Annotated in this window: 15 protein-coding genes; 11 read left to right on the top strand and 4 right to left on the bottom strand. The window is 63.2% G+C overall.

Annotation, left to right across the window (positions count from 1 at the left end; all coding sequences use genetic code 11):
* Window positions 1–65 precede the first annotated feature (65 nt).
* The 4 genes from LXE91_RS32300 to LXE91_RS32285 all read left to right on the top strand — a co-directional run bounded on the left by LXE91_RS32300 (window position 66) and on the right by LXE91_RS32285 (window position 5,832).
* Window positions 66–1,190: an MBL fold metallo-hydrolase gene (locus LXE91_RS32300; RefSeq protein WP_039369216.1), complete on the top strand. Its 1,125-nt coding sequence runs from the start codon at window positions 66–68 to the stop codon at window positions 1,188–1,190.
* Window positions 1,191–1,314: 124 nt separating this feature from the next.
* A complete protein-coding gene (locus LXE91_RS32295; protein ID WP_039369213.1) occupies window positions 1,315–2,316 on the top strand; it encodes an AraC family transcriptional regulator in 1,002 nt (333 codons plus the stop codon).
* A 1,796-nt stretch (window positions 2,317–4,112) separates the two neighbouring features.
* Window positions 4,113–4,808: a ParA family protein gene (locus tag LXE91_RS32290; RefSeq protein WP_039369209.1), complete on the top strand. Its 696-nt coding sequence runs from the start codon at window positions 4,113–4,115 to the stop codon at window positions 4,806–4,808.
* Window positions 4,801–5,832, top strand: a complete 1,032-nt coding sequence (locus LXE91_RS32285) for a ParB/RepB/Spo0J family partition protein (protein ID WP_039369206.1) — start codon at window positions 4,801–4,803, stop codon at window positions 5,830–5,832. The genes LXE91_RS32290 and LXE91_RS32285 overlap by 8 nt, the downstream gene beginning before the upstream one ends.
* A 95-nt stretch (window positions 5,833–5,927) precedes the next feature.
* On the opposite strand, the gene LXE91_RS32280 is transcribed toward LXE91_RS32285, so the two are convergent.
* Entirely contained in the window at window positions 5,928–7,244 is a 1,317-nt protein-coding gene (locus tag LXE91_RS32280) for a replication initiation protein (protein WP_039369202.1), read from the bottom strand.
* A 2,597-nt stretch (window positions 7,245–9,841) separates the two neighbouring features.
* Here LXE91_RS32280 and LXE91_RS32275 point away from each other — a divergent pair.
* On the top strand, window positions 9,842–10,150 hold the full coding sequence (locus tag LXE91_RS32275; RefSeq protein WP_039372250.1) for a hypothetical protein: 309 nt from the start codon (window positions 9,842–9,844) through the stop codon (window positions 10,148–10,150).
* A 178-nt stretch (window positions 10,151–10,328) separates the two neighbouring features.
* Here the strand turns inward: LXE91_RS32275 and gcvA are convergent, their stop codons facing one another.
* Window positions 10,329–11,234, bottom strand: coding sequence for a transcriptional regulator GcvA (gcvA, locus tag LXE91_RS32270; RefSeq protein WP_039372253.1), 906 nt, complete (start codon window positions 11,232–11,234; stop codon window positions 10,329–10,331).
* A gap of 139 nt (window positions 11,235–11,373) precedes the next feature.
* Here gcvA and LXE91_RS32265 point away from each other — a divergent pair, with 139 nt between their 5' ends.
* Together LXE91_RS32265 and LXE91_RS32260 are read left to right on the top strand one after the other, a co-directional pair.
* Entirely contained in the window at window positions 11,374–12,672 is a 1,299-nt protein-coding gene (locus LXE91_RS32265) for an adenylosuccinate synthase (protein WP_039372257.1), read from the top strand.
* 299 nt (window positions 12,673–12,971) lie between these two features.
* The gene (locus LXE91_RS32260) at window positions 12,972–13,913 is read left to right on the top strand and encodes a LysR family transcriptional regulator (RefSeq protein WP_039372260.1); all 942 of its coding nucleotides are present in this window, start codon (window positions 12,972–12,974) and stop codon (window positions 13,911–13,913) included.
* Between the two features lie 331 nt (window positions 13,914–14,244).
* On the opposite strand, the gene LXE91_RS32255 is transcribed toward LXE91_RS32260, so the two are convergent.
* Together LXE91_RS32255 and LXE91_RS32250 are read right to left on the bottom strand one after the other, a co-directional pair.
* Window positions 14,245–15,225: an AraC family transcriptional regulator gene (locus LXE91_RS32255; RefSeq protein WP_046196745.1), complete on the bottom strand. Its 981-nt coding sequence runs from the start codon at window positions 15,223–15,225 to the stop codon at window positions 14,245–14,247.
* The gene (locus tag LXE91_RS32250) at window positions 15,195–15,755 is read right to left on the bottom strand and encodes a hypothetical protein (RefSeq protein WP_135370836.1); all 561 of its coding nucleotides are present in this window, start codon (window positions 15,753–15,755) and stop codon (window positions 15,195–15,197) included. The genes LXE91_RS32255 and LXE91_RS32250 overlap by 31 nt, the downstream gene beginning before the upstream one ends.
* Before the next feature lie 66 nt (window positions 15,756–15,821).
* Here LXE91_RS32250 and LXE91_RS32245 point away from each other — a divergent pair, with 66 nt between their 5' ends.
* From LXE91_RS32245 to LXE91_RS32230, 4 genes are all read left to right on the top strand, one after another.
* Window positions 15,822–16,706, top strand: coding sequence for a LysR family transcriptional regulator (locus tag LXE91_RS32245; RefSeq protein WP_039368462.1), 885 nt, complete (start codon window positions 15,822–15,824; stop codon window positions 16,704–16,706).
* 229 nt (window positions 16,707–16,935) lie between these two features.
* Window positions 16,936–18,192, top strand: a complete 1,257-nt coding sequence (locus tag LXE91_RS32240) for an efflux RND transporter periplasmic adaptor subunit (protein ID WP_046196744.1) — start codon at window positions 16,936–16,938, stop codon at window positions 18,190–18,192.
* Between the two features lie 15 nt (window positions 18,193–18,207).
* The gene (locus LXE91_RS32235; RefSeq protein WP_039360662.1) at window positions 18,208–21,399 is read left to right on the top strand and encodes an efflux RND transporter permease subunit; all 3,192 of its coding nucleotides are present in this window, start codon (window positions 18,208–18,210) and stop codon (window positions 21,397–21,399) included.
* A 2-nt stretch (window positions 21,400–21,401) separates the two neighbouring features.
* Window positions 21,402–22,934 (top strand): efflux transporter outer membrane subunit, encoded by a 1,533-nt coding sequence (locus LXE91_RS32230; protein WP_046543593.1) that lies wholly within the window; start codon window positions 21,402–21,404, stop codon window positions 22,932–22,934.
* The last annotated feature ends 63 nt before the right edge of the window (window positions 22,935–22,997 follow it).

Raw genomic sequence — 22,997 nt, 5'->3', positions numbered from 1 at the left:
GCAGTTTACTTATCCCAAAAATAAACTACACTGTTTAGTGTACTTTATTTTCCGGACGAACCGATATGGCATCGCCTCTCGTTTTGATTCATCGCATACTGGGTTTTGCGGCTGCCCGGCGCGGCCGCACGCTGTCCGGCGGCTCGCCGCAGCACAATGGCGAGCGCTTCAGCAATGTCGCGCCTCGTCCGGTCGAGGGGCTCGGCAAGACGCTCGGGATCGCCTGGAACATGCTGTTCAACAAGCCGCGCAATACCGTGCCTGCGGGGGCACTGCCCGTCGATTCGCTGACGCGCGCGGAACTCGACGCGGCCCCCGATCGCAGCCTGTACCGGCTTGGTCATTCGACGCTGCTGCTCAAGCTGCGCGGCGAATTCTGGCTGACCGATCCCGTGTTTGCCGAGCGCGCATCGCCGTTCCGGCGCGTCGGCCCGAAGCGCTTTCATGCGCCCCCAATCTCGCTTGAAGATCTTCCGCCGCTGCGCGGCGTGATCCTGTCGCACGATCACTACGATCATCTCGACCGCGACACGGTGCTCGCGCTCGCGGCAACCACCGACGTGTTCGTGACAACGCTGGGTGTCGGCGACCGCCTGATCGAATGGGGCATCGACGCGAAGAAAGTCCGCCAGCTCGACTGGTGGCAAAGCGTCGACGTGACCGGCCTGACGCTGACCGCGACACCTGCCCAGCACTTTTCCGGGCGCAGCTTGTTCGACGGCAACAGCACGCTGTGGGCGTCCTGGGTCATCGTCGACGACGACTTGCGCGTGTTCTTCAGCGGCGACACCGGCTACTTCGACGGCTTCCGGACGATCGGCGAGCGCCTCGGGCCGTTCGATGTCACGCTGATCGAAACAGGCGCATACGACGCGCAATGGCCGTACGTGCACATGCAGCCGGAAGAGACCGTGCAGGCGCACATCGATTTGCGCGGACGCTGGCTGATCCCGATCCACAACGGCACGTTCGATCTCGCGATGCATCGCTGGCAGGAACCATTCGAGCGCGTCACGGCACTGGCGATCGTCCGCGGCGTCGATCTGTCGACGCCCAGGATGGGCGAGCGCCTTGCACTCGACGAGCCGCATCGCGGCGAGCGGTGGTGGCGCACGGTCGACGAGCGCGTGACGTCCGTTGCCGCGAAATCGCGCCGCTGGACGCTTTGCGCGTCGCAGGCCACGAAGTAAGACCCTCCGACCGTTGTCCATTTTTCCCCGGAGCGCGGCAATGCCGCGACTCCGGCAGGCGCGTTGCCGGCGTACCCGCACGTCGACGGGCTGTCTGTAGACCCGATTCCTGAGTAGAGAAGTCATGCATCCGGCACCCGGCCAACCCGTCAAAGACGCCACCATCGCCGCGTTCAACCCGGCAATTTCCCGATCGACGTGCTATCGCCGAGAGAACGACCTGCGGCAGACGCTCGCAGAGCGTGTCGCGAGATGGACGGAAGGCGTCGATCACCTCACCACGGCCATTCCAAACCTGAGCTTCCATCGAAGGGAGGCGACAACGCAGCCGATGGACTGCATGGTCGAGCCGAGCTTCGGTCTCGTCGTCCAGGGCACGAAGCGACTCATTCAGAGCGGCGATGTGTATCTCTGCGATGCCAACCGCTTTCTGATCACGTCCCTCGACCTGCCCGGTTCGACGCAGGTCATCGAGGCCAGCCGCGAAAGGCCGTTTCTCGGAATCGGGCTCAAGCTTGATTTTCGCGTCATGGCCGAACTGATGGCGCAGGTCGCAGCGGATCACGAGGAAGCTCCGGCCGGCCGCGGCCTCGTCGTCGGCGATATGAACGAACCGCTGTACGACGCAGTGAACCGGTTGCTGGCGTTGCTGGATGATCCGAATGCCATTGCAGTTCTTGCACCGTACGTCGAGCGGGAAATCTATTACCGGCTGCTGACGAGCGACCAGGGTGCCCGTCTGCGTCAGATTGCGTCCGCCGGCAGTCAGGGCAACCGCGTATCGCGGGCGATCCAATGGTTGCGGACCCATTACGACGAGTCGCTTCGGGTCGACGACCTGGCGGCGCAGGTACAAATGAGCAGTTCGACCTTCCACCACCACTTCCGCCAACTCACCGGCATGAGTCCACTGCAGTACCAGAAATGGATACGGCTCAATGAGGCGCGTCGACTGATGCTGTCCGAGCGGCTCGACGCCACATCGGCCTCGTTCAGGGTCGGATATGCGAGCCCGACTCAGTTCAATCGCGAATACAGCCGGTTGTTCGGAAATTCTCCGAGGAGAGATATCGATAGCCTGCGAAGCGGAACGGATGTCGTTCTTTCGGTGGCGGCGACGTATTGATCACCGGGACGGTACTGGAGATGCGAGATACCTTGCTTGGTGGTATCCGCGAAATGCTCGGGTCGCCCCTTCACACGTGAAGGGGCGACCCGCTTGAGCCAGACGAGCGCAGCAAGATGCGCGCTTGTTGCTAACTCCGGATTGATTGCTCGGCAGCCCACCACGAATTCAAATTATGTATCGAGCGGGGCGTGGGCACCTCGCAGCGTCGAACCTGTATCCGAACTCGCAAGCATTCATCGGCCAGAGGCAAGACGTCTCATACCGACCTCATGAACTGATGAGGATTTTGCCGTCTCCGCAACCAAGTCGTCTCAGTACCCTCTGGACACTCGGCCACAAACTCTGCAGTGCCGTGAGTCTCGCGTCACGCTGCGACTACCGCTTTACGCGTTGTCACGTGACAACTCTCGAAGATTGATCGGCGCAGGCACCAGGAAGGGCCTGGGCGCCGTGTCGAGATGTATCTGATTAGCCTCACTTCGATGTATCTCTGCGTCAGGCCGACTTAAATCGTTTCAAATACGACAAATTACGTATCCCCTAATACAACTTCAGGTATGTTCACGCCGCCTCTGGCTTGAGGAACGTAAAATAGCCATACGCCCCTATTTACACGATCGATCTCGGCGATTTTGCGTGAAACAACATGAAGAATATAGCGCAACCCATTGCCAGACAAGGATTTCCCCGAACACCGAATTTCTTGGAAATGTTTCACGATCCGGCCCGTTTGAGCCGTTGTCGGGCCTTCAACACCCAAGTTCGTCGCAAAGCGGAGCCTCGAACGCCTGACCGGTGCACAGAAGCTCTCGAGTGCACTGGTCGTAACTCCTGCGCACACGCGGCGAAGCCCGTACCCTCCCCTTCCGTACAACCCAAGCGCAATGTTGATCTGAACACCCCCATTAAATGGGGTCATATCAATTGCGCTCATGATACCCGTTTGTGAGCGCAGTCCCGCAAGCTGAACAGCATCGTTCTTCAAGCACGTCGTTGCGAATAGCCTGCGCCGTAGCCCCGTGTCTGCAGGCCTATTGATGTCTAAGGCTCGTCGACATAGGCGCCCCCGTCCTACAAGCGGCCAATTCAACGCCACGCAAAGCAAGCCCCCGATACAGCACTCCGGTTGTCACGTGACAACGCCCCAGCCAATTCGCCCAGGAAACTGCCTGTTGCGACGAGACAGCGAGGCGAATCTTCTCCTTGGCGCTCCATGTGTTCATACCCTAGGAGTCCCATCACAACGCCTTCTGACGGACGATTCGGCACTGACGTTACCTTTCACTCCGGATCGATTGTCACGTGACAACTCATCGAGCGAGACGCGTCATGCCAAACCCAGATCCGATTTCGAGCCTCGAGTGACTCGCCCATAGCTATGAGAGCGATCAATTCAAAGATTTTTCGGCACCGGCTTGGATTGAGCCGGTGCGAATCCCCGCCACTTGTCACGTGACAACAAGTTTCCCGGTAATGGCCATAAATTGACTGCCGAAGACTGAGACGAGCTCTGTCGGGAGCACTACGACCTCGAGCGATTTGTCTTCATTCGCTAGCGCTGGCATCGACATTGAAATCTGTCGAATTTTCTCTCGAACTTTGGACGTTCATTTTGATCGTGGTAGCTATTTTTATTTTTATTAGACCGTCAACCGCGACTGATTAGTTAGCCATTCGGCCCACTTGTCACGTGACAACCACGGCGATCCGTAAGGCCTCCATCGCGTCGAAGGCTTTTCTGGACATTTTGATAATAACTGCATATATTACGCAAAACACCGTGGAGGAATTTAATGGCTTTCAAGATCGCCGTCAGCAATCAAAAAGGTGGAACTGGAAAGACAACCATCTCCGTCAATATCGCCGCTGCTTTCGAAGCCGGCGGCAACAAGGTCGCCCTGATCGATGCCGACCCTCAAGGCACGTCCGTCCGATGGGTGACGAGCGGCGAGAACACGCTACCGATGACGGTGCTTTCTCTGGCCCCTGCCGGTCGCGGCATCGGCGCCGAGATCAAGAAACAGGACGCGAACTTCGACGTGATCGTTGTCGACTGTCCCGGCAACCTCGAAGACCCGCGAATCGCCTCCGTACTCGAGGTCGCCGACTTCTGCCTCGTGCCGCTGTCGCCATCGCCAGCCGATCTCTACAGCACGGTTGCGATGATCCGCATGATCGAGTCGATGCGGTCCGTCCGTAACCCGAATCTTTCTTCCGCATTAATGCTGAATAGTGTTAATGGAAAAACTAAAATGCGTGAAGAAATTTTAAAAATTCTAAGGGCTGAAGAAATAGGGGAGCATCTGCTCGACAGCCAGATCGCGCAGCGCGAGGTCTACCGTCAGACGTTTGCGCTCGGCACCACGATCCATCACCACAATCGATATCTGAAGGGCCTGAAAGAAGCCCGCGCGGAAATCGAAAAGCTGGTCACGGAAATGGCCCAATACATCGCGTCGACGCGCGCTACCGGAGCCGCCCATGGCTAAGGACACATCGAAAGACAAGAAGCCGACCGGCAACCTGCATCTCGCAGCCGGCCTGCTGCGCGGACTCGCGCAGGAGAATGCGGCACTCGAAACGCGGCTGCCCGAACCGGCGGCTGCACCGAATGTCGTCGGCGAAACGGCACCCGCCACCGCTCCGGCCGCGGCCTCGCCGGCCGGCACGCCGGATCTTGGCGCGCCTCAGAAGGTGCTCGTCAAGGATTGCATTCCGAACCCGTTCAATCCGCGCGTGTTCTACTCGGAGTCGAGTCTGCACGAGCTCGCTCTGACACTGAAGCGGGAAGGGCAGATCGAGCCGATCAAGGTTACGCGGCTCCCGGAGTTTCCCGGCAAGCTCGTGGTGATCGACGGGCAACGCCGGCTCCGTGCGACGAGCATCAACGGCGATGAAACCATCAACGCCACGTTCCGCACGGATCACACGCCTGAGCAGCTCTACACGATCGCGTATCGCGCGAACCACGACCACGAACGCCAGACGATCTTCGACGATGCGGTCGCGTGGAAGCGTCTCCTCGACGAGAAGGTCTTTTCCGACCAGAACACGCTGGCGGAAAAGATCGGCAAGGACAAGGCATCGATCAGCAAGACGCTGTCGCTCAACGCGCTCCCGAACACACTCCTGGAACGGATGGCGAGCGCGAACGACGTGGTTGGCCTGCAGGCGGCGTATTTCCTGAAGCTGATCTTCGAACGCCTGGGCGAGCCGACTGCCGACCGGCTGTTGACGGCCGTGATCGACCGGAAAAAGTCGGTTCGTGATCTGGAGAATTTCCTGCGTGCACAAAGCGACGGCAGCAAGAAAGCGGGACGTACGCGTTACAGCGTTCGCCATGACTTCGCGCTCGAATCGCGAGCGATCGGCCAGTTGAAAACCTATCCGGACGGACGTCTGGATCTGCAGCTCAAGGGCGTCGACGCATCGCACCAGGAAGCGCTTGCCGACAAGCTCAAGACCGTCATCGACGCGTACGTTGCCGAACTGGCAACGGCCACGCAACAGTAACGCGCGTAAAGCAGAAGGCCTCGCATCCGTGTTGCACCGCGAAGCCGGACGACGATGTCCGGCGCGCGACGCACCTCCGGCTGCGAGGCCTTCGTTCAGTTGCCGGCGAGACTGCTTTTCAGCAGGAATTCCAGCAAGTCGTCCGAGGTCGGTTCGCCCCACGTATCCAGCGCGAGCCATCGGAAGAAGCTGGTCTGCGCGAGCTTGCTCGCCTTCTTCTTCGGCGACAGCGTCAAGTCCTTCGAGCCTGCCACCGTCTCGTTGTAGCGCTCGATCAGCTTGGTCTGGTCGTCGATCTCCAGTTCGCGGAAATACGCGCCGGCTTCCTCGACCTTCGCCGCCAGATATTTGTCGCGAATCTGTTCCTGCTTGCTCTGCGCGGATTCCTTCGCCGGGGCCGCCGCTTCCGTTCCCTGCCCGTCGGACAGCGTGTAGCCGTGCGTCAACGCCTTGCGGAAATACGCTGCCACGTTGTCGACCGGGGCCGCATTCTTCTTCGTAGTCCGATTGAGCGTATAGGCAATCGCCGCCTTGATGCGCTGCACGCCATATTGCGTGATCAGCCGGCGCGCTTCCGAGCGCGGGATGCCGAACTTGGCGACCTCCTCGACCAGCGCTTCGTTCTTGACGTCGCCGTCCTCCACCGTATCGGTGCTTTGCTTGCGCGTCACCTTGAACTGAACCGCCTCCACGCTCCGGCCGGACTTGTGTTCGATCAACTCGAGCGTGTGATCCGAAACTTCGTTCACCTCCTGAATGCACGGCACCAGGACCTTGCTCTTGAACAGCTTGTATTCCTTGTACGACTGCGACGCCTTGTCCTGCCCGAGAATGAGGTCACGAAATTTCGGCAGCGGGATCTTCGCGGTGATGCCGATCCCTTCGTAGCGCACCGTGTTTTCCCACAACGCGAGCGAGTGCGACCGCCGGAACTCGCGGGCGATCCGCATATCGATCAGTGCGTAGATCTCGGGGTTGAGCAACTCGCTGCGAATCTGGTCGGAGAAGCTGTACTTCAGCACCGATTGCTCGAGCTCCGCGCCGGCGAGCAGGCCCGACGCTTTCCAGACCGTCGACCGATCCGCGGCCAGATAGTCCCAGTTGACGACGGTACTGATCAGCGAGTTGACCGTGTCTTTCACGTACTTCGTATTGTTGCTGTTCAACCCGCTCTCGTGCGAAAGCGACGCAAGCGAGATCGAGAAACTCGTCCGGCCCGGCTCGAACGCCTCCTGTCGAAGCGCGTTCTTGATCAGTGAGCTGAACATCTTGCGCTGCTGCAGACCGATCTTTCCGGACTTGGGCGCGATATGAATCGCCTGGACCGCCTTGCGCAGCAAGTCGGGAGGCTCTGGTGTCTGAAACAGCGAAACCTGTTTGTCTGAGCCTTTGCTTGCGGGCTTGCGCGGCATCGTAATGTCCGGATAAGGTGACCTTGTTGAAAGCGGACTTTATACCTTTTCGCGTCGACGAGCAACGGCCTTGCTCCAGCTTTACTTGCACTCTCGCTTCTAACCTACCGATATAAAAGGAAAATTTACATTCAGAGGATATTTGCGGAACCCCATATCCAGCTACCTTTCGACAAAAATGCTTCCCACAAGCCGCTACCTTTCATGCCCGGACGCAGAAACCCGGCATGAGACTTGCCCTCGGCAAGGTAACCATCCATGGGAAGCAAACGCGGAGAATCGAGATCGTTGGGCGAATTCGTGGTGCTCTGCAGCACAGACCTCCTTTCTTCCCATAACTCGCTACCTTTGCGGATTCCCACAGGAGGGTACCTTTCGACCCACTTGAGCTGTGTCGGCTGCATCGATTTCAGCGCTGAAGGCAAAGATCGCTCCCATAAACGGCAACCTATTGGTTTCCCCATAAAAGGTTACCTGTCGATGCCATCGATCCTGTCCATGGGAATCCACCACGGGAAATCCTGGAGACAGGCAATCGAGCCGCCCCAAATGGGACCCATAAGTGGCTACCTTTGGCGCGCCCCATAACCGGCTACCGAGAAAAATCACTGTGCGACCCAGCGGTCATTGATCAAAAAAAAGCGCCCCATAAACGGCTACCCTCGGGCGTTCCCATAGACGGCTACCCAACGCGTTTCCGGGCCGATTTCCCATAACCGGGTACGCTTGCCCCATATCCACAACCCCGATTCCCCACAACCCGGTACCCCAATCCCCAAATCCACAGACCTAAACTCCCAAGCCCTTACACCTATGCTCCCATAAATGGGTACCGAACACCCATCAAAGCCTTGTCAGATAAGGCTGTGAGCCGTCTAAAGGTAGTTAAAGAAGTAAACGTGGTTTACAAAAGATGTAAACACACGTGCGCTTCCGCAGAAAGACGAACCCCATAAACCGCTACCAATGGGAGCCGTCTATGGGGTTGCTGGCACCTCGAACCATCGATTCGAGCCTGGAATCAGTCGCTTGGCTACCTGTTCTGCACAGCTTCCAGGCCTGACAAGGCTCTCGGGAGAGGTGAGCACACACTCACATAGGCCCGAAACGTAGAAACCTATGGGAGAAAAACGGGAAGAAAGCCCCGTTTCCCGGCACAGGTTCCCATCTATGGGATCAAAAAACCCGCTCCGTGACCTCGGCAGCGCTCGTTGGCGACCCGCGAAGCCGTTCAACGATCCGGAAACACGAATCTCTTTGGTTTCGTTCACAGCAGTTTGAAATCATCCGGGACGGCAGCCGAAGGGTTTTTTGCACTCATGCGTCCCTGGCCGTGGACAAGTTTTTCCGTTTGCTCATGCGCGTCTCTCGTCAAATTTAGCCTGTGGACTGTGGACAGAGGAAATCGATGCCGCTCGCTTTGCTGCCTCCGTGGTCTTCCAACTTTCTACCTTTGGAGCGACCAACCGAAGTGCAATGCTGTGCGCCAGGGTCACAAGGAGAGGCCCGGGAACGGCTTCCGGCCGATGAACGGGGGGGGGGGGGGTCCCATCGCCGGCTTCTGGAGCGATCCAGGGCACGCTGCGAACCAACGTGAAGATGTCGGCGACCAGGAAGCTCACCGCAATCGAATTCGAACGATGATCCCGAACATGCTCACCTTCCGGCAGGTCCGAATCCTGTAAACGCTCACCAACCAGGTGTAGCCGTACGACTCGACACTCTGTGCAGGCAGCGGCGCCCGTCTGGATGCCGGGCGACCCAAGCTGCAGAATGAAAAACCTGTGATTCGCGCGCGCAGCGCGATGCTTTCCTGAGCAGAATCGGGCGGATCACAAGCATGGCCGCGACATCGCAACCCGGCGTGCCACGGTCGCCGGACGAGCGCAGCGACATCAGTGCGGCACCGTTGGCGCAGCCGTGAAGTGAATTCCGCCGATGTCTTCACCGCACGCAATGTGTTCACGCCATTCGTCATACGGACCACAGAACCACGCGGTGACGCGTCATACCGGCTCAGGTAACGCTCGGCATCACAGTGCGGCGATTGGTTGCCGGATCGAATGCTGAACGCCGTGGCGATGCAATCGTGCATGCCTTGATCGCCGCATAACCGAATCGTGGTCGTTTATGGGAGGAACCGTCGCTTGAACCGCGTCGACTGGCAACGCGGCACACAGTTCGACTGCTGATGCTGTGATCATGACTGGTCTGGTAACGGTCACGTCACGCGTGAGCGTGCCGGCAACACCACCTATGAAACAGTCCTGGGTAACTCACATCGCACTGCGCCGCGCGTAGGTGGTCCATCCTCGGCGTCGAATCGCGGGTACACCGACCGCTTCGAGTCTCCACCGCAGCGCGATCGCCCTACGTATCGACGCGCGCCACACAGTTCGTCCTGTCCGTGACAGTCGACCGGCATCCACGTGTTCTCCCATACGTGTATCCCCAATTCCGTTCCCACGTTGGCGCCACATTTTTCTCGGCGCGGTTATGATGCACAGGTCCCGAGCTCTGCATGACAACCGATCGGGGCAGGGGCGGTATCTCGATGGTCTTTCAATCCGTGATAAACCAGAAAAGAGAGTTCAGCGATGCAAATCCAGATCAGAAAACTCGCGTTGGCTGCTACCGCAGCCGCGTTCCTGTTCGGCTCGGCAGTTCCTGCGTTTGCGCAGACCGACGCCAGCGCACCCGCGGCACAGGACGCAAAGGCAGCGAAGAGCCAGGCACGCAAGGCGGCCCGGGCCCAACGCAAGGCAGAGCACAAGGCAGCGCGTGCGAAGAACAACGCCGAGCTGAAGAAACTCGAAGACGCTGGTTACAAGCCCGCGGCCAATGATCCGAACTATCCGCAAAACCTGCAGAACGCGGAGAAGAAAGCCGCCGGCGCTAGTCAGTAAGCGCCGGCCGGCGGCAAGCCACGGTTCGATCCGCGGCTTGCCGCGTGCGTCGCGTCTTCGCGGCGCACATCGAAACCCGCATTCCCCGTATCGACGAAGGCATGACGCGATCCAGGCGCTTGCGTTATTTGTTTCGCATTCCTGTATGTCTCGGCACGCTCTCCGCACACCGACGCTGTCAGTTCCGCACTCGCGGCGCGGCCGTATTTCCCGCCACCTTCAACCAATCCTTGAACGCCCGCACCGCTTCGTCGTTCGCGCGTGCCGAGGCCACGTACGTAAAGTAGCGCCACGGCGGCAGTGCCGGTTCGCTGAACGGCTGCACCAGCCGACCTTCAGCGATGTCATCCGCGACGAGCGCGATCGGCCCCATTGCGACGCCGAGGCCGTCGAGTGCACCTTGCAGCGTCAGGTAGAAGTGCTCGAGCGTGAGCGAGTGGCGCGGCACGAGATTCGGCTGTCCGGCTGCCGCGAGCCATTCAGGCCACATGCCGGGATAGGTGGCAGCGTGCAGTAACGTGAAGCCGGCCAGATCGGCAGGCGTATGCAACGGCCGGCCCTCCAGCAGCTTCGGCGCACACACCGGCAGCCGGACCTCGGACAGGAATTCCTCGGCAACATAACCGTCGACGGCCTGCGGGCCGCCGCGAACGATCAGGTCGACCTTGTCGCGCAGCTTGTCGATCGGCTCGTTCGACGTCGACAGCCGCACCTCGATGGCCGGATGGGCGACCTGGAACGACGACAGCTTCGGCACCAGCCAGCGCAACGAAAACGTCGCGGGCGCGCTTACGCGCAACACGCGCTGCTGCGCGTGGCCGAAATGCTGCGCGGTGGCGAGCGCGATCCGGTCGAACGACGCGCCGACCTCGGCGAGATACGCGCGGCCCGGGTCGGTCAGCTCGACCCGCCGGTTATGGCGTTCGAACAGCGGCCGCCCGAGCCAGGCTTCCAGTTGTTGCACGTGCCGGCTGATCGCGCCGTGGGTCACGCACAGTTCGTCCGCAGCCAGCGTGAAACTGCCGAGGCGCGCGGCGGCTTCGAACGCACGCAGCGAATTCAGCGGAGGGAGTCGTCGGGCCATTGCATCTTTCGTGTGATATTTTCTCACACGACGGTTCAGGTTTAATCGTTTGATCGGGTGCTCAAGCTCCGCCAATATGGCACACAAACGGCCGGCTCGGCCGAGTGACTGTCTGAATTTCTCACATGGAGTGCGGAGCATGCCGAACGTGGTGGTCGTGGGCGCCCAATGGGGCGACGAAGGGAAGGGGCGCGTCGTGGACTGGCTGGCGGCACAGGCCGATCTCGTCGCACGCTACAACGGCGGCCACAACGCGGGTCATACGCTGGTCGTGGGCGGCAAGACGTACAAGCTCGCGCTGCTGCCGAGCGGTGTCGTGCGCGGCAAGCGCGGCGTGATCGGCAACGGCGTGGCGCTCGATCCGGAAGCGCTGCTCGCGGAAATCGGGCGAATGGCCGAACTCGGGCTGTCGGTGACGCCGGATAACCTGTCGATCGCCGAGAACGCAACGCTGGTGCTGCCGATCCACCGCGCGATCGACCAGGCTCAGGAGCGTCTGCGCCGCGAGCCGATCGGCACCACGCTGCGCGGGATCGGGCCGGCCTACGAGGACAAGGTCGGACGTCGCGGGCTGCGCGTCGGCGATCTCGCGGAACCCGGCCAGCTCGCGGCCAAACTGGATGTGCTCGTCGACCATCACAACGCGTGGTTCCGCGGCCTGGGGCTCGACGAGTATTCCCGCGACGCGATGCTGGCGACGCTGGTCGACCTTGCGCCGCGGATCCTGCCGTTCGTGCGCCCCGTCTGGGCCGACCTCAACGACGCGACCGACCGCGGCGAGCGCATCCTGTTCGAAGGGTCTCAAGCCGTGATGCTGGACATCGACTGGGGCACGTATCCGTTCGTGACGTCGTCCGGCACCGTTGCCTCGGCGGCAGCGGCTGGTACAGGGCTCGGTGCGTCGAAGCTCGGCCACGTGCTGGGCGTCACGAAAGCGTATGCGACGCGGGTCGGCGGCGGCCCGTTCCTTACCGAGCTGTCCGACGCGACCGGCGAAACGCTGCGTGCGCGCGGGCAGGAGTTCGGCGTGAATACTGGCCGACCGCGCCGCTGCGGATGGCTCGATGCCGCGCAATTGCGTCAGGCCGTCAGGATCTCCGGCATCGATTCGCTGGCGCTTACGAAGCTGGACGTGCTCGACGGTTTCGAGTCGATCGCGCTGTGCGTCGGATACGAACTCGATGGCGTGCGGGTGGATCATCTGCCGGCGAGCCTCGATGCGCAGTCGCGCGCCAAGCCGGTGTACGAGCGGTTCGACGGCTGGCACGGCACCGTGAAGGGGGTACGTGAACGTGCGGCGCTGCCGCGCGCCGCGCAGGAGTTCATTGCGCGCGTCGAAGCGGTCGCCGGCGCACCGGTATCGATGATTACCACCGGCGCGGAGCGCGACGACACGATCGTGTTGCGTAATCCGTTCGATGCGGCCGCCGAGGCTTGATACGTCATACATGCCGTGAATCGCGTCGCGGCATCGTGGTTGGCACGTAGTTTTTGCCGAGCCGATGCCGGTCGTGTGCCGGTTCGACAACGCGCGTATGCGCCCGGTCCGTACACCGTGCGCACGGCGACTCGGCGAGACGATTCGGCATCCGGATCACGCCGCATACGGCGAACTGGACACGTCTGCACTGCTGCTGTACTGTTCCGCACAATTCGCGCCAGACCGGCCTGCGCCGGCGCTGCCGGCACCATCGTCGCGCGGTGGCGCGACGTGATCTCAATCCCGGGGACAGGTCGATGGACACGTTACAGATGATGCGCATTTTCGTCCGGGTGGCGGAAGAGGGCAGCTTCACGAGCGCAGCCCAGCGCCTGGACATCACGACGGCTTACGCATCGCGGTCCGTCGCGCAGCTCGAAACGCACCTGCGCACGCGCCTGCTCAACCGCAGCACGCGCCGCATCGCGCTGACCGACGCCGGGCAGCGCTATCTCGACCGCTGCCAGCGCATCCTCGGTTATATCGAAGAAGCCGAATCCGAGGCGGCCGACGCACAGGCAAAGCCGTCCGGGCGGCTGCATGTCCATGCGACGACGAGCTTCGGCCAGGCCTACGTGGTGCCCGCGGTCGTGCGCTACCGGCAGCGCTATCCATCGGTCGCGGTCGAGCTGACGCTGTCGCAGCACGTGCCCGACATCATCGACGAAGGCTACGACGTGTCGTTGCAGTTGAGCGCGACGGAGTTGCCCGATTCGGGGCTCGTGTCGCAGCGGCTCGGCGAGGTGCACAGCGTGCTGTGTGCGTCGCCCGCGTATCTGAAGGAGCGCGGTACGCCGCGCACGGTGCGCGATCTCGATGGCCATGCGTGCCTGCAGATCGTCACGCCCGTGTTTCCACGCGACCGCTGGCATCTCGACGGTCCCGACGGCCCCGAGACGTTCGACCTGCCATTGCCGGATTTCCAGGTGAACATCGCCGATGCGCTCGGCGCCGCGCTGCGCGCCGGCCTCGGCATCGGTTCGTTGCCGATGTCGTCGGCGTTGCCCGCGCTGGCGAGCGGCTCGCTGGTGCGCGTGCTGCCCGACTACCGGTTGCAGAAACTGACGGTCTACACGCTGTATGCATCGCGCCAGTATCTCGATGCGAAGATCCGTACGTTCGTCGATTTCCTGCGCGAGTGCGTGCCCGAAATGCTGGCCGCCGACGAAGCCGCACTGCATGCCTCCTGCAAGTCCTGAAGTCGAACCTTCGGCATGTGAGTACGAAGTTGCGTGTCGATCGCGCCAATAATATGCAGTCCTGTATTTCGCGCGGATATCGGCCACATCCTCACGACCGACCCGGGTAACGATGCCCGGGCGACCGGCGTGCCCAAATGAAAGCGCTTGCCTTCGATGTCGAGCATCGTTGGTTCGGCGCGTGGCGCCAACCCCCTGGAATCGGTTCGACCGGCTTCATCGCATGCGTGCGCAAAGCTGCATCCGCTTGACGGTCCAGCCGGCCACGCAACGGCTCAACGGTGCAATGGCTGTGTCACACCGCCCGCAATCGGGCATGTGTCCAACCGGCCTACGGCGCGACGCGGGATAGCGGCACGGCTTCGTCGCGCAGCTTCAGCACGTCGCGGCCCGGCGCATCGCCGAACAGGCGTGCGTATTCGCGGCTGAACTGCGACGCACTCACATAGCCGACACTGCGGCACGCCTGCCGCGCATCCATTGCCGACAGGCACATGAGGCGCCGTGCCTCCTGCAGCCGCAATACCTTCTGGCATTGCAACGGGCTCATCGACGTGACCGCACGGAAGTGGTGATGGAAAGTCGACGGGCTCATGTCGACCTGCCGCGCGAGCGATTCGACCGTCATCGGGTCGAGGTAGTGGTCGCGAATCCAGGCGACGGCGCGCGAGATGCGCTGCGTCGTCGAATCGGCCACGCCGACCTGCGCGACGCGCGCGCCCGACGGGCCGCGCAGCAGCCGGATGAGGATCTCGTCGACGATCAGCGGCGCGAGCAGGTCGATGTCGTCCGGTTGCGCGATCAACTGCATCAGGCGCGCGATGGCGTCGACGATTTCCGGCGGCGTATCGTGCGTGTCGAGCGCGCCGTAGTCGACCGCCTTCGGCAGCCCGTGCGGAAACACGCGCGGCGTGAGTGCCGCGATGCGGTCCACGGCGAGATCGAGTTGCACGTAAAGGAACGGCTCGGCCGGGTTCGCGCGTATCACGCGGCCGGTGACGGGCAGGTCCGCGGTCGCGACCATCATTCGCGATTCGTCGGTCACGTAGGTGTCGTCGCCGACCCGCGTCGATTTCGCGCCTTGCCCGACGATGCTCAGGCACGCGTGGTGCACGCCGTGGTTCCAGTGCGGCGGAGACGCGGATGCACGGCCGATGCGCATGCCGCGTACCGGGAGTTCGAACGTGCCGTCGTGCGGTGCATAAGCGGCGATCAGCGTAGCGAGCCGGGCCGTGGGCGACGGGGCCGGCAACCGAGCGGCGTGATCGGGCGTGATGCGCTTTAGCTGCGGCGTTCGGGCGTCGATTTCCATAGTGCGTGAGCGGATGGCGGAGTAGTCACTGCAAGGTGCGCGGCTGCGATTCCCTGTTCGTGTCCCGGCAGGGGTGCCGGCACGGCGGTCACATCGTACGGCGAGTCGCGTGCACGTGATTGCCTAAACCTGTGGGAAATTAGCCCGATCATCCGGATCTGCATGGCCGGCGACCACATCGCTGGTCGCTGCGCGGTGTGCAGCGCACAAATTCGGAAATTAAGGCAAAACAATCGCAGGATCGGGCAAGCCATTTTCCGGCCGTTTTCATACCATTGCACCTGCTGAAACAAACGTGTCCCAGTGCGCGCGGGCGATGCGGGCATGACCGTCGGATGGTCGGCGCACGCCGCCGGTGTTGTCGCGGCGAACCACTGGAAAAGACTCAGGACTGCTATTCGAATATTCATGCATCGGGCCAGCCGAGGCCGGCTTGCGTCCGTTGCATGCCGGCGCGCGTCTGGCGCGAGCGTGCCGACCGACCCCGCGTAGCCGGCGTCGGTGCCGCCGCATTGGTCGGGCCGTTTCATTTCGGTCTCGACGCAGCCACGAAGCGGCGCGTCAAGGCAGTCAACCGCGCAGGGGAATCCGGACAAATGGACCAACTTCAATCGATTCGGGCATTCGTGACGGTGGCAAGGGAAGGCGGGTTTCGCCGGGCGGCGACGCGGCTGCGCGTGTCGACGGCGATGGCGAGCCGGCTGGTCGACGCGCTCGAGACGCGCCTCGGCGCACGCCTGCTTCAACGCAGCACCTGCCACCAGTCGCTGACGGAAATCGGCGAGCTGTATCTCGCGCGCGTCGAGCGGATTCTCGGTGCGATCGACGAGATCGACGGTCGTTTCGTCGCGATGGGCAGCAAGCCGGAGGGCGCATTGCGCATTGCCGCGCCGGTCGCTTTCGGGCTCAGCCAGTTGAGTGCATTGCTCGATCGCTTCGTGCACCGGTTTCCGGACGTGCGCCCGACCGTGACGCTGACCGATGCCCATGTCGACCTGACATCCGAAGACATCGATGTCGCGTTTTTGACCGACGGCATGCCGGTGACGGGCGCGCACGCGCTGCACACGCTGGCCGCGTACGAATCCGTGCGCGTCGCGGCGCCGGGTTATGTCGACGCGCATGGCGGCGCGGCTGCGTCGGGCGACTGGCCGGACATTACGGCCGTGCGGCTCGATCTGCCGGCGGCCGGCGATGACGATGCGGCGGCATTTCGACCCGACGCGTCGCCCGGCGGCAGCCCGGGCGTCGGCCATCTCGAGATGGCACGGCGGCTGGCCGTGGCCGGCATGGGCGCCGCGGTGCTGCCCGCGTATCTCGTCGAAGCCGATCTGGCGGCCGGCACGCTGGTGCGCGTTGCTCCGGTCCGCCCACTCGCGCCCGTCACGCTGAAGCTCGCGCATGCACGCACTGTGCATCTGCCGGCCGCTGCACGCGCATTCATCGAATTCGCCGGCGCCGCGTTCCGGCCCGCGAGCTAGCGGGCCGGTTGGTCGCCGCAGCAACGCCCGCCTGCCCGTGCTGCGGGCTCACGGTTTTTTCCTCGGAAGCAGTTCGATGAACGAACGCTCCGCAGGGCGCAACGCACGCCCGAAATACGCGACCGCATCCACGGCAAACGGGAGGCGACAGCATTCCGGCCGCGCGTGCAGGTCACGAGGAGATCTGGTGATTCCCATTGAAGGTCGTCTATTTGTGAGAGGTCGCTCCATGCGCGTCGAACGGGTTCCATACCGCTTAATCACTGCTGCAACGGCTGCCGTTTTCCTGGCCGCGTGCGGGAAAAAAGAATCGGCACCGCCGCCGCAAACGCCGGAAGTCGGCGTCGTCACCGTCCAGCCGCAGGCTGTGCCGGCGGTGACCGAACTGCCGGGCCGCACCAGCGCGTTCCTCGTCGCGCAGGTGCGCGCGCGGGTCGACGGCATCGTGCTGCGCCGCGAATTCACCGAAGGCACCGACGTGAAGGCCGGTCAGCGTCTGTACAAGATCGATCCGGCGCCGTACATCGCCGCGCTGAACAGCGCGAAGGCGACGCTCGCGAAGGCGCAGGCGAACCTCGTCACGCAGAACGCACTGGTCGCGCGCTACAAGGTGCTGGTGGCCGCGAACGCGGTCAGCAAGCAGGACTACGACAACGCAGTGGCCACGCAAGGCCAGGCCGCGGCGGACGTCGCGGCCGGCAAGGCGGCGGTCGATACCGCGCAGATCAACCTCGGCTACACCGACGTCGTGTCGCCGATCACCGGCCGCGTCGGCATCTCGCAAGTGACGCCGGGCGCCTACGTGCAGGCGAGCCAGGCGACGTTGCTGTCGACGGTGCAGCAGCTCGATCCGGTGTACGTCGACCTCACGCAGTCGAGCCTCGACGGGCTGAAGCTGCGCCAGGACGTGCAGAGCGGCAAGCTGAAAACGAGCGGCCCGGGCGCCGCGAAGGTGTCGCTGATCCTGGAGGACGGCAAGACCTATTCGGAAGCCGGCAAGCTGCAGTTCTCGGACGTGACGGTCGACCAGGCCACCGGCTCGGTAACGATTCGCGCGATCTTCCCGAACCCGGGCCGCGTGCTGCTGCCGGGCATGTTCGTGCGTGCGCGGATCGAGGAAGGCGTGAACGAGAACGCATTCCTGGTGCCACAGATCGGCGTCACGCATGACCAGAAGGGCCAGGCGATCGCACTGGTCGTGAACGCGGCCAACAAGGTCGAGACGCGCCCGTTGACGACGGCCGGCACGTACGGCCCGAACTGGATCGTCGAAGGCGGCCTGCAAGCGGGCGACCACGTGATCGTGCAGGGCGTCGACAAGGTACGCCCGGGTGCGACCGTGAAGACCGTCGCGGCGCAGCCCGCACTTGCGCCGGACGCTGCGTCCGGCACACCGGCAAGCGCGGCGAATGCATCCGGCGCCGCACCGGCGAGCACCGTCGCCAATGCCGCCGCGCGTTCGACCGCTGCGTCGTCCGCGCAATAACAAGGAGTCCGTTTCATGGCCAAGTTCTTTATCGATCGCCCGATCTTTGCGTGGGTGATCGCGATCGTGCTGATGCTGGCCGGCGTCGCATCGATCTTCAAGATGCCGATCGCGCAGTATCCGACGATCGCACCGCCGACGATCCAGATCCAGGCGAACTATCCGGGCGCTTCCGCGAAGACGGTGGAAGACACGGTGACGCAGGTGATCGAGCAGCAGATGAGCGGTCTCGACAACTTCCTGTACATGTCGTCGACCAGCGATGACTCGGGTAACGCGACGATCACGCTGACCTTCTCGCCGGGCACGAATCCGGACGTCGCGCAGGTGCAGGTGCAGAACAAGCTGTCGCTCGCGACGCCGAACCTGCCGCAGGTCGTGCAGCAGCTCGGCATGCAGGTCACGAAGTCGAGCAGCAACTGGCTGATGTGGTTCGCGTTCAACTCCGAGGACGGCAGCATGTCGAAGGAGGACCTGACGAACTACGTGGCGTCGCACGTGCTCGATCCGCTCAGCCGCGTGAACGGTGTCGGCCAGACGCTGCTGCTCGGTTCGCAGTTTTCGATGCGCATCTGGCTCGACCCGGTCAAGCTGACCAACTACAGCCTCACGCCGACCGACGTGACGGCCGCGATCACGCAGCAGAACGTGCAGATCGCGGGCGGCCAGATCGGCGGCACGCCGGCGAAGCCTGGCACGATGCTGCAGGCGACGATCACCGAGTCGACGCTGCTGCGCACGCCCGAGCAGTTCGGCAACATCCTGCTGAAGGTCAACCAGGATGGTTCGCAGGTGCGCCTGAAGGATGTCGGCCGTGCGGCGCTCGGCTCCGAGAACTACACGTTCGACACGAAGTACATGGGGCAGCCGACGGCCGGCCTCGGCATCCAGCTCGCGACCGGCGCGAACGCGCTCGCCACTGCGACGGCGTTGCGGGCCAAGATCGACGAACTGTCGAAGTACTTCCCGCACGGTCTCGTCGTCCACTATCCGTACGACACGACGCCGTTCGTGCGCCTGTCGATCGAGGAAGTGGTCAAGACGCTGCTCGAAGGCATCGTGCTCGTGTTCCTCGTGATGTACCTATTCCTGCAGAACCTGCGGGCGACGATCATCCCGACGATCGCGGTGCCGGTGGTGCTGCTCGGCACGTTCGCGATCATGGGCCTCGCCGGCTTCTCGATCAACACGCTGTCGATGTTCGGCCTCGTGCTCGCCATTGGCCTGCTGGTCGACGATGCGATCGTGGTGGTCGAGAACGTCGAGCGCGTGATGGCGGAAGAGGGCCTGTCACCGAAGGAGGCGACCCGCAAGGCGATGGGCCAGATCACCGGTGCACTCGTCGGCGTGGCGCTCGTGCTGTCGGCGGTGTTCGTGCCGGTGGCATTCTCGGGTGGCTCGGTCGGCGCGATCTATCGTCAGTTCTCGCTGACGATCGTGTCGGCGATGGTGCTGTCGGTGCTCGTCGCGTTGATTCTGACGCCGGCATTGTGCGCGACGATCCTCAAGCCGATCCCGCAAGGGCATCACGAAGAGAAGAAGGGCTTCTTCGGCTGGTTCAACCGGACCTTCGACCGCAGTCGCGATCGCTATACGGGCGGCGTGAACCACGTGATCCGGCGCTCGGGCCGCTGGCTCGTGATCTACCTGGCCGTGTTCATCGCGGTCGGCGTGATGTTCGTGCGCCTGCCGAAGTCGTTCCTGCCGGATGAAGACCAGGGCTACATGTTCATGATCGTGCAGACGCCGTCGGGCTCCACGCAGGAAACGACCGGCAAGACGCTCGACAACATCAACACGTACCTGACCACCACCGAGAAGGATGTGGTCGACTCGGTGTTCACGGTCAACGGCTTCAGCTTTGCGGGCCGCGGCCAGAATGCCGGTCTCGTGTTCGTGAAGCTGAAACCGTACGAGCATCGCCAGCGTTCGGACCAGAAGGTGCAGGCGCTGATCGGCCGGACTTTCGCGCACTACGCGCAGTACAAGGACGCGATGGTGATCCCGTTCAACCCGCCGTCGATTCCCGAACTCGGCACCGCTGCCGGCTTCGACTTCGAGCTGACGGACAACGCCGGCCTCGGCCACGAAGCGCTGATGGCCGCGCGCGGGCAGTTGCTCGGGATGGCCGCGAAGGATCCCGCGCTGGCACTCGTGCGCCCGAACGGCCTGAACGATACGCCGCAGTACAAGGTCGACATCGACCGCGAGAAGGCGAACGCGCTCGGCGTGACCGCTGCTGCGATCGACCAGACGTTCTCGATCGCGTGGGCGTCGCAGTACGTGAACAACTTCCTGGATACCGATGGCCGGATCAAGAAGGTATACGTGCAGTCGGACGCGCCGTTCCGAATGACGCCGGAAGACCTGAACATCTGGTACGTGCGCAACAGCACGGGCGGCATGGTGCCGTTCAGCGCGTTCGCGACCGGCCACTGGAGCTACGGTTCGCCGAAGCTCGAACGCTACAACGGCGTGTCGTCGATCGAGATCCAGGGTCAGGCCGCGGAAGGCAAGTCGACCGGGCAGGCGATGGCGGCGATGGAGGCGCTCGCGAGCAAGCTGCCGGAGGGTATCGGCTACTCGTGGACGGGGCTGTCGTTCCAGGAAATCCAGTCCGGTTCGCAGGCGCCGATCCTGTACGCGATTTCGATCCTCGTCGTGTTCCTGTGTCTCGCGGCGCTGTATGAAAGCTGGTCGATCCCGTTCTCGGTGATCATGGTCGTGCCGCTCGGCGTGGTCGGCGCGCTGCTCGCAACGATGCTGCGCGGCCTCGAGAACGACGTGTTCTTCCAGGTCGGCCTGCTGACTACCGTGGGCTTGTCCGCGAAGAACGCGATCCTGATCGTCGAGTTCGCGCGCGAGTTGCAGGCGAGCGGGAACATGGGGCCGGTGCGTGCGGCGATCGAGGCGGCGCGCCTGCGGCTGCGTCCGATCCTGATGACGTCGCTCGCGTTCATGCTGGGCGTGCTGCCGCTCGCGATCAGCAACGGCGCGGGTTCGGCCAGCCAGCACGCGATCGGTACGGGCGTGATCGGCGGGATGATCACGGCAACGTTCCTCGCGATCTTCATGATCCCGATGTTCTTCGTGCGGGTTCGCGCGATCTTCAGCGGCGAGACGGAAAACGTCGACGACGCATGGCGTCTCGTGCAGGGCGACCTGCAGCGCGGTCACGACGACGCACACGATTCGAAGGGGCAGTAACGATGCAAAAACACGCTTTGACTGCAACCGCGGCTGCCCTGGCTGTCGCGTTGTTCGCCGCGGGGTGCACGATGGCGCCGCATTACAAGCGGCCTGATGCGCCTGTCGCGCAGGCGTACCCGGCCGGCGGCGTCTACGCGACGCAGCCGGGTGCGGCCGGCGCGCGCAGCGCCAACGGGCAAGCTGCGACCGCCATCGGCTGGCGCGAGTTCTTCGTCGACCCGCGCCTGCAGCGGCTGATCGAGATCGCGCTGAAGAACAACCGCGACCTGCGCGTATCGGTGCTGAACATCGAGGCCGCGCGTGCGCAGTACCAGATCACGCGTGCGGGGTTGTTCCCGACGCTCGACGGTACGGGCACGGGCAGCATCCAGCGCGTGCCGCAGGGTCTTTCGCAGACCGGTGCGCCGTACATCTCGCGCGCCTACAACGTCGGCCTGTCCGCGTCGTGGGAACTCGACCTGTTCGGCCGCGTGCAGAGCCTGAAGGACCAGGCGCTCGCGCAGTATCTGTCGACGTCGTATGCACGGCAGGCGTCGGAGATCTCGCTGGTATCGCAGGTGGCGGACCAGTACCTGACGCTGCTGTCGACCGACGATCTGTTGAAGGTCACGGAGAACACGCTGAAGACCGCGCAGGCGTCGTACGACCTGACCAAGCTGCAATTCGACAACGGCACGGGCTCCGAGCTCGAGCTGCGTCAGGCGCAGACGGTGGTCGAGACGGCGCTCGCGAACCAGCAGGCGCAGGCGCGTGCACGCGCGCAGGCGTTGAATGCGCTGGTGCTGCTGATCGGCGAGCCGCTGCCGGACGACCTGCCGGCGGGCAGGCCGCTCGACGCGCAGAACCTGCTGACGGATGTGCCCGCTGGCCTGCCGTCGGATCTGCTGACGCGTCGCCCCGACGTGATGCAGGCCGAGCAGACGCTGCTGGCCGCGAACGCGAACATCGGTGCGGCCCGCGCGGCGTTCTTCCCGAAGATCTCGCTGACGGGTGCGTTCGGCACCGGCAGCCCGACGCTGGGTGGCCTGTTCAAGGCCGGCACGGCCGCATGGTCGTTCGCGCCGCAGATCACGATGCCGATCTTCGAAGGCGGTCAGAACATCGCGAACCTGAACCTCGCGCACGTGCAGAAGCGCATCGAGATCGCGAACTACGAGAAGGCGATCCAGTCGGCATTCCGCGAAGTGTCGGATGGCCTCGCCGCACGCGGCACGTACGACCAGCAGATCGCCGCGCTCGAGCGCAACGAGCACGCGCAGCAGCGACGCTTCGACCTGTCGGACCTGCGTTACAAGAACGGTGTCGACAGCTACCTGTCGGTGCTGACCGCACAGACGGATCTGTACTCGGCGCAGCAATCGCTGATCAGTGCACGTCTGGCGCGCTGGACCAATCTGGTCGACTTGTACCGTGCGCTGGGCGGCGGCTGGATCCAGCGCGCCGGCGAAACGCCGCGTGCGCCGGATGCGCCGGTCGACTACGACAAGGCGGCCGCCCCGGCGCCTGCGTCGGCAACGGCGACGAACGGGTAAGCGCAAGGAGGGGCACGCGCGGTTTCGATCGCGCTTGTCCTTCGAACCGGCTGGTTGCGGAAA

The organism is Burkholderia contaminans (genome assembly GCF_029633825.1).
In the GTDB taxonomy this organism is placed as follows: domain Bacteria; phylum Pseudomonadota; class Gammaproteobacteria; order Burkholderiales; family Burkholderiaceae; genus Burkholderia; species Burkholderia contaminans.
Note: the sequence above shows the minus strand (reverse complement) of the source record. Positions and strands in the feature narration are given on the sequence as shown.

Coding starts and splice junctions, on each gene's coding strand:
- LXE91_RS32300 (WP_039369216.1), top strand. CDS start 66: ATGGCATCGCCTCTCGTTTTGATTCATCGCATACTGGGTTTTGCGGCT.
- LXE91_RS32295 (WP_039369213.1), top strand. CDS start 1,315: ATGCATCCGGCACCCGGCCAACCCGTCAAAGACGCCACCATCGCCGCG.
- LXE91_RS32290 (WP_039369209.1), top strand. CDS start 4,113: ATGGCTTTCAAGATCGCCGTCAGCAATCAAAAAGGTGGAACTGGAAAG.
- LXE91_RS32285 (WP_039369206.1), top strand. CDS start 4,801: ATGGCTAAGGACACATCGAAAGACAAGAAGCCGACCGGCAACCTGCAT.
- LXE91_RS32280 (WP_039369202.1), bottom strand. CDS start 7,244: ATGCCGCGCAAGCCCGCAAGCAAAGGCTCAGACAAACAGGTTTCGCTG.
- LXE91_RS32275 (WP_039372250.1), top strand. CDS start 9,842: ATGCAAATCCAGATCAGAAAACTCGCGTTGGCTGCTACCGCAGCCGCG.
- gcvA (WP_039372253.1), bottom strand. CDS start 11,234: ATGGCCCGACGACTCCCTCCGCTGAATTCGCTGCGTGCGTTCGAAGCC.
- LXE91_RS32265 (WP_039372257.1), top strand. CDS start 11,374: ATGCCGAACGTGGTGGTCGTGGGCGCCCAATGGGGCGACGAAGGGAAG.
- LXE91_RS32260 (WP_039372260.1), top strand. CDS start 12,972: ATGGACACGTTACAGATGATGCGCATTTTCGTCCGGGTGGCGGAAGAG.
- LXE91_RS32255 (WP_046196745.1), bottom strand. CDS start 15,225: ATGGAAATCGACGCCCGAACGCCGCAGCTAAAGCGCATCACGCCCGAT.
- LXE91_RS32250 (WP_135370836.1), bottom strand. CDS start 15,755: ATGAAACGGCCCGACCAATGCGGCGGCACCGACGCCGGCTACGCGGGG.
- LXE91_RS32245 (WP_039368462.1), top strand. CDS start 15,822: ATGGACCAACTTCAATCGATTCGGGCATTCGTGACGGTGGCAAGGGAA.
- LXE91_RS32240 (WP_046196744.1), top strand. CDS start 16,936: ATGCGCGTCGAACGGGTTCCATACCGCTTAATCACTGCTGCAACGGCT.
- LXE91_RS32235 (WP_039360662.1), top strand. CDS start 18,208: ATGGCCAAGTTCTTTATCGATCGCCCGATCTTTGCGTGGGTGATCGCG.
- LXE91_RS32230 (WP_046543593.1), top strand. CDS start 21,402: ATGCAAAAACACGCTTTGACTGCAACCGCGGCTGCCCTGGCTGTCGCG.